The sequence below is a fragment of the Arachidicoccus sp. genome, assembly GCF_050436765.1.
Lineage (GTDB): Bacteria > Bacteroidota > Bacteroidia > Chitinophagales > Chitinophagaceae > Arachidicoccus.
The window spans coordinates 1-6313 of the sequence record NZ_JBNQGD010000198.1; the positions used below are offsets into that span (position 1 = coordinate 1).

Consider the following 6313-nt stretch of genomic DNA (forward strand, 5'->3'; position numbering starts at 1 on the left):
ACATTCTGTCACTTTCCAACCAAAAAGCAGTTTCAATATTTTCAGCCGGGAGCGAACAATAATAATTAGTTAAATCATTGGTTGTGTAAGCATTATTCTCGCCACCTGCCATTTGTAATGGCTCATCATAGTCTTCAATATTGATGCTTCCACCAAACATCAAATGCTCAAACAAATGAGCAAAACCAGTTTTCTCGGGGTTCTCATCTCTGGCCCCTACATCGTACATTATGTTCATTACCGCCATGGGTGTTGTATCATCTTCGTGCACCAAAACACGTAACCCATTATCTAAAACAAACCTTGAATAATTAATCATAGTCTAAATTCTGTAAAAAGTGCGTAAAGGTAAGCATTAAACACGCATCTTATTTATCGTGTAATAAAAAATGTCCTATTTAGTGTTTCCTAGGATGGGTGGCTGAAGAGTAGCTGCTTAGGATACTGATTACCTATTGGATACGATAGCAGGTGCTAAAATTTATGCGTCAGCCCTGTCCCTTTCGTCGTGTTTCAACATTTCTCTCGCATAAATTTGTACCTTTGCCCTCAATAAATATTTTCGAATGAACCTTTCTGAATTATATAAAAAAGCATTGGATTTTGGTTTTCTTTCAGTAGAAGAAGGCGTATATCTATACCACCATGCTGCTTTGACTGATCTGATGTTGATTGCAGATGAGCTACGAAAAAAACAAGTTCCCCATGGAAAAGTAACTTGGCAGATAGACCGAAATGTCAATACGACCAATGTCTGTGTGGCTAACTGTAAGTTTTGTAATTTCTTTCGCATACCTGGCCACAAAGACGCCTATATCACAGATATGGCTACTTATCGCAAGAAGATTAAGGAAACTTTACAACTTGGTGGTGATCAGTTGTTATTACAAGGGGGCCATCACCCTGATCTGGGATTGCAGTTTTATACGGATACTTTCAGTTCAATAAAAAAAGAATTTCCGACTATTAAATTGCACACCTTAGGTCCTCCGGAAGTTGCGCATATCTGTAAGCTCGAAAAGATGAGTCATTACGAGGTATTAAAAGCATTGAAGAAAGCTGGGATGGACTCATTGCCAGGTGCCGGAGCGGAGATATTGGTGGATAGGGTTCGTCGATTAATTAGTAAAGGAAAGTGCGGTTCTGAGGAATGGTTAAATATTATGAAACAGGCGCATCAACTAAATATTACGACGAGTGCCACGATGATGTTTGGTCATGTCGAAACGATTGAAGAACGTTTCCTACATTTAGTAAAGATTCGTGAAGTGCAGGCGTTAAAACCTGCCGATGCTAAGGGCTTCCTTGCCTTCATTCCTTGGACATTTCAAGATGTCGATACACTTTTGACTCGCATCCGTGGCGTACATAACCTTACTACTTCGGATGAATACATTCGTATGATTGCATTGAGCAGGATTATGTTACCCAATGTGAAAAACATTCAGGCCAGTTGGCTTACTGTAGGAAAGCAAACGGCGCAAATTTGTTTGCATGCAGGTGCGAACGATTTTGGCAGCATTATGATTGAAGAAAACGTTGTGAGTGCCGCTGGAGCACCGCACCGCTTCACTTATAAAACCATGCAAGATGCTATTCAGGAAGCAGGTTTTGAACCACAATTACGCAACCAACAATATGAATGGCGTGAAATTCCCGAAACGATTAAAGAACAAGTCATCGATTACTAAAATAAAGCGAAAATATAATCGGAGCGAATTTGTTTGGAATTTTGAAATACGATGGGAAAGAATGACGTACATAGTATTTAAGAACTAATCCAATAACTATAAGGGACTATAGATCAACCCAAATTATAATGGCTTAAACAGAATTCAAGCTCCTTTAAATTTTATTACAAGAAGCCCTAAAGAAATAAAAATCTTAGGGCTTCTTACATATTTTACTTGAGCATCCTTTTAACTTTATTGATAATACTCTCAATGGAAAAACCATATTCTTTCATTACTTCTTTACCAGGTGCAGATTCTCCAAACTTATCAATACCCAGCGTTGCACCATCATCCGTCGTATATTTTTGCCAACCTATCGGTGAGCCTGCTTCCACGGCCAAACGCTTTCTTATCTTTTTGGGAAGTACTGATTCTTTATAAGAGGTAGATTGTTTTTCAAAGAGCTCCCAAGAGGGAAAGCTTACTATTCTTGCATTTATATGATGCTTTGCTAAAAGTTGCTTTTGAGCTTCTAATATTAGATGGACTTCACTACCGGTCGCCATTAAAATTATATCCGGATTATTAGAACAGTCTGATAAAATATAAGCCCCCTTTTCGAGATTTTTAGCGATACCCAGCTTTTTCTGATCCAAAATAGGGATAGCCTGTCGTGTAAGGATAATAGCAATAGGCCCACCTTGATGTTTTAATGTGTAAAGCCAAGCGACAACAGTTTCATTGGCATCGGCCGGACGAATAACCGTTAAATTGGGAACCGACCTTAAACCTATTAATTGTTCAACAGGCTGATGCGTTGTTCCATCCTCGCCCAAGCCTATACTGTCGTGCGTAAAGATATACACGGGCTTAATACCCATAATAGCAGCAAGCCTGATAGGCGGTCGCATATAATCCGAGAATATTAAAAATGTTCCTCCAAAAGGAATAAAACCTTTTGTTAGTGCAATGCCATTTAAGACGGCACCCATAGCATGTTCTCTTATGCCAAAATGAAAATTTCTTCCACTAAAATTTTGGCTCGTAAAAGAGGTGTCCTCATTTAAATTTGTATCTGTAGAGGGTGCCAAATCTGCCGATCCCCCCATCAATAAAGGAAGCTTGGTCGCTAAAATATTGAGTATTTTACCGGAAGCTTTTCTGGTTGCCATCCCTTTTTCGTCGGGAGAAAAAACAGGAACATCCTCATCCCAATTCTTAGGTAATTTCCCTTCTTTAGACCATTCATACTCCTTTGCTTGCTCGGGATATCTCTTCTTATAGGACAAGAACATTTTATTCCATTCAGATTCTTTCTCCTTGCCTTCATTTTTTTTCTTTCCATAGAATTCCAACACTTCTTTATTTACGGAAAAATATTTTTGAGGATCGAATCCAAGATTTTCCTTAACCAGTTTCACTTCGTCTTCGCCCAAAGCAGCACCATGGGGAGCCGCCGTGTCGACCTTATTTGGACTACCAAATCCAATATGTGTTCTTACTTTTATTAATGAAGGACGTGCTTTCTCTTTTTGTGCATTTTTTATTGCCGTTGAAATTGCTCCAATGTCGTTTCCATCAGTAACAGACTGCACGTGCCATCCATACGCTTGAAATCGTTCAGTTACGTCTTCACTAAAAGCTAGGGAAGTCTCTCCCTCAATAGTAATCTGGTTATCGTCATAAATATAAATCAAGTTTCCCAATCCGAGGTGTCCGGCCATGGAAGCCGCTTCAGCGGAGACTCCTTCCATTAAATCTCCATCGCTACATATAGCGTAAATATGATAATCAAAAAGATTAAAACCGGGTTTATTATAACGTTTGGCCAAATGTTTTTGAGCGATGGACATTCCCACGCCATTGGCAAATCCCTGCCCCAAAGGTCCTGTAGTAACCTCTATTCCAGGCAATAACCCGTATTCGGGATGACCTGCGGTTTTACTATGCAATTGTCTGAAGTTTTTAAGATCGTCGAGCGTCACGTCATAACCCGTTAGGTATAAATAAATGTATTGCAACAAACAGGCATGACCACAAGATAAAATAAACCGATCCCTATTTTCCCAGTTGGGGTTTTTAGGATTATAATTCATAAAACTATTCCATAAAACATGGCCCACCGGCGCCAGTCCCATCGGTGTGCCCGGGTGTCCGGAATCGGCTTTTTGTACAGCATCGGCTGCCAGTACCCTTACCGTGTCAATGCCTAATTTTTCTATTGTTTTCATTTTGTTTTTAAATTTATTATTAGTTAAATGCACAAAGTATATGCCGTTAATTATATACGGTTATTGCTGGACGATAATTCTGCTTTGAAAAACATTATCTCAAATTGGGTAAACTTTTCTCGAATTATTAAAACGAACCTTTCTAATTATCTACTAAAAGTGAAGACAATGTGAATATTGCCTTGTCAAAATGGACATAGCATATAAATTTTATCGATTACCCCTGCTTGGTTTAAAAATTGAAGCATTTGATGGTGTTAACCACACTATTTACTTCAAGTTAATAAAATTCATCATGAGAATAGTAATTATAGGCGGCGGATTTGCAGGTATTAAATTGGCAAAAAAATTAATGAAAAAAAATTATTGTGAAGTTATAATTGTCGATAAAAACAATTACCATTTTTTCCCGCCCTTACTCTATCAGGTGTCTACTGCTTTTATTGAAACTTATAATATTGCTTATCCCTTCAGAAGAATGTTTCAAAGAAAAAATAATGTGCAATATTTTATGGGGGCTTTGGAGCAAATATTATATAAAGAGAAAAAGATAATCACTTCAAATGGTGATTTAAATTATGATTATTTAGTTTTATCAATGGGTGCAATTACCAACTATTACGCGATAGATCATATTGAGGACTATGCTATTCCCATGAAAAACATCAATGATGCCATACATTTAAGAAACCACCTGTTACTTTCCCTGGAAAAAGCCAGCCAAATCATTAATCTAAACGAGATAAAAAAATATACGACCATTGTAATCGCAGGCGGTGGCCCGACTGGTGTTGAAATCGCAGGAATGCTTGCAGAAATGCGAAAGAAAATTATTCCTAAAGATTATTCTATTGAAATATGCAAAAACATAGAAATTTATATTGTGGATATGGAAGATGCCTTGCTTAAATCAATGAGCAAAAAAGCGCAAAAAGAAGCTTTTAAGGTTCTTGAAGCAATGGGTATAAAAATAAAACTGAAAACTACTGTAAAGGGCTACGAGAATAATAAGGTCGTTTTTAAAGATGGGGAATCAATCGAAACAGTCAATTTAATTTGGGCAAGTGGTGTAAAATCTATTTTAATAAATGGCTTACCAGATGCTTGTTATGCAAAAAGTAATCGCCTTATTGTGGACGAGTTTAATGAACTCAAGCAGGTTAAAGACGTATTTTGTATTGGAGACCAATGCCTACAAGCGACTGACAAAAATTACCCAAACGGCCATCCACAATTGGCACAGGTCGCCATACAGCAAGGAAATAATCTTGCCGAAAATTTTATTAGACATTTAAATGGCGAACCACCTAAACCCTTTCATTATAAAAATAAGGGCAGCATGGCTATAATTGCCAAATACAAAGCAGTAGTGGACTTACCTCACGGCTTTTTTAAAGGTGTATTCGCCTGGTTTATTTGGTTGTTTATTCATCTTATACCCATTGCTGGGTTTAGAAATAAAATAAAATTATTTTTCTCCTGGTCTTGGAGCTTTATTACCAACGACCCACCGATTAGATTAATTATTAGACCTAGAAGAAAAGAAAAAAACAGCGAAGAAAAACATATTAATGAACAAATTTATCAGTTATGAAAGCAGTAAGAATCCATGAGTTTGGCGGCGAAGAAGTATTAAAATACGAGGACGCGCCTATTCCTGAGATACAGGATGATGATTTACTCGTCAAAGTATTTGCAACAAGTGTTAATCCCGTTGATTGGAAAATCAGGGAAGGACATGCAAAGAGTTTATTTCCTACCAAATTCCCCCTAACTCTTGGATGGGATTTAGCGGGAGAAGTTACAAGCATCGGAACGAATATTAAAAATTTCAAAGTAGGAGACTCTGTGTATGGAAGGCCCTCCCCTACTAGGAATGGGGCTTACGCGCAATATGTAGCAGTGAAAGAAAATGAGATATGTTTAAAACCTGAAAACATCTCATTTATAGAGTCAGCTACAATTCCCTTGGTCGGACTCACTGCGTGGCAAGGGTTATTCGATCATGGCAAACTAACGCCGGGGCAACGCGTTCTCATACATGCTGCATCTGGAGGCGTAGGCACAATGGCGGTTCAATTAGCAAAATGGTTTAATGCTTATGTAATCGGCACCACTTCAGAAAAAAATAAATCCTTCGTCAAGGACTTAGGCGCAGATGAAGTAATTGATTACAAAAATGGTCATTTTGATAAATTAAGCGGAATCGATTTAGTGCTGGATCTAATAGGTGGCCAAACACAGCGACAGTCATTAAAAGTATTAAAAAAAGGCGGGAGGTTAATAACCACAGTGGCTACCGAAGACATGGATACTAGTGAGAAAGAAATTCATCTGGAAAATTATATGGCTCAATCTCTTGAGTTTGACAGCAAATTGAAAAAAAACCTCTGAAACGCTGATTATACG

General features: G+C 37.9%; 5 protein-coding genes. 3 read left to right on the top strand and 2 right to left on the bottom strand.

The genetic code is table 11. From position 1 onward, the window contains the following. Positions 1–319 (bottom strand): M16 family metallopeptidase (locus tag ACQR30_RS08495; protein ID WP_429734014.1); only part of this gene is annotated, 319 nt, incomplete at its 3' end. Between the two features lie 247 nt (positions 320–566). Between ACQR30_RS08495 and mqnC the strand changes: the two genes are divergently transcribed. Further along, entirely contained in the window at positions 567–1691 is a 1125-nt protein-coding gene (gene mqnC / locus ACQR30_RS08500; RefSeq protein ID WP_429734016.1) for a cyclic dehypoxanthinyl futalosine synthase, read from the top strand. A gap of 212 nt (positions 1692–1903) precedes the next feature. Here mqnC and tkt read toward each other — a convergent pair whose 3' ends face one another. Next, entirely contained in the window at positions 1904–3904 is a 2001-nt protein-coding gene (tkt, locus tag ACQR30_RS08505) for a transketolase (protein ID WP_429734018.1), read from the bottom strand. 295 nt (positions 3905–4199) lie between these two features. Between tkt and ACQR30_RS08510 the strand changes: the two genes are divergently transcribed. Both ACQR30_RS08510 and ACQR30_RS08515 read left to right on the top strand, forming a co-directional pair. Continuing rightward, positions 4200–5498 carry an NAD(P)/FAD-dependent oxidoreductase gene (locus tag ACQR30_RS08510; RefSeq protein ID WP_429734020.1) on the top strand — a complete coding sequence of 433 codons (1299 nt, stop codon included), beginning with the start codon at positions 4200–4202 and terminating at the stop codon, positions 5496–5498. Continuing rightward, positions 5495–6298: an NADP-dependent oxidoreductase gene (locus ACQR30_RS08515; RefSeq protein WP_429734022.1), complete on the top strand. Its 804-nt coding sequence runs from the start codon at positions 5495–5497 to the stop codon at positions 6296–6298. The genes ACQR30_RS08510 and ACQR30_RS08515 overlap by 4 nt, the downstream gene beginning before the upstream one ends. Positions 6299–6313: the final 15 nt, after the last annotated feature.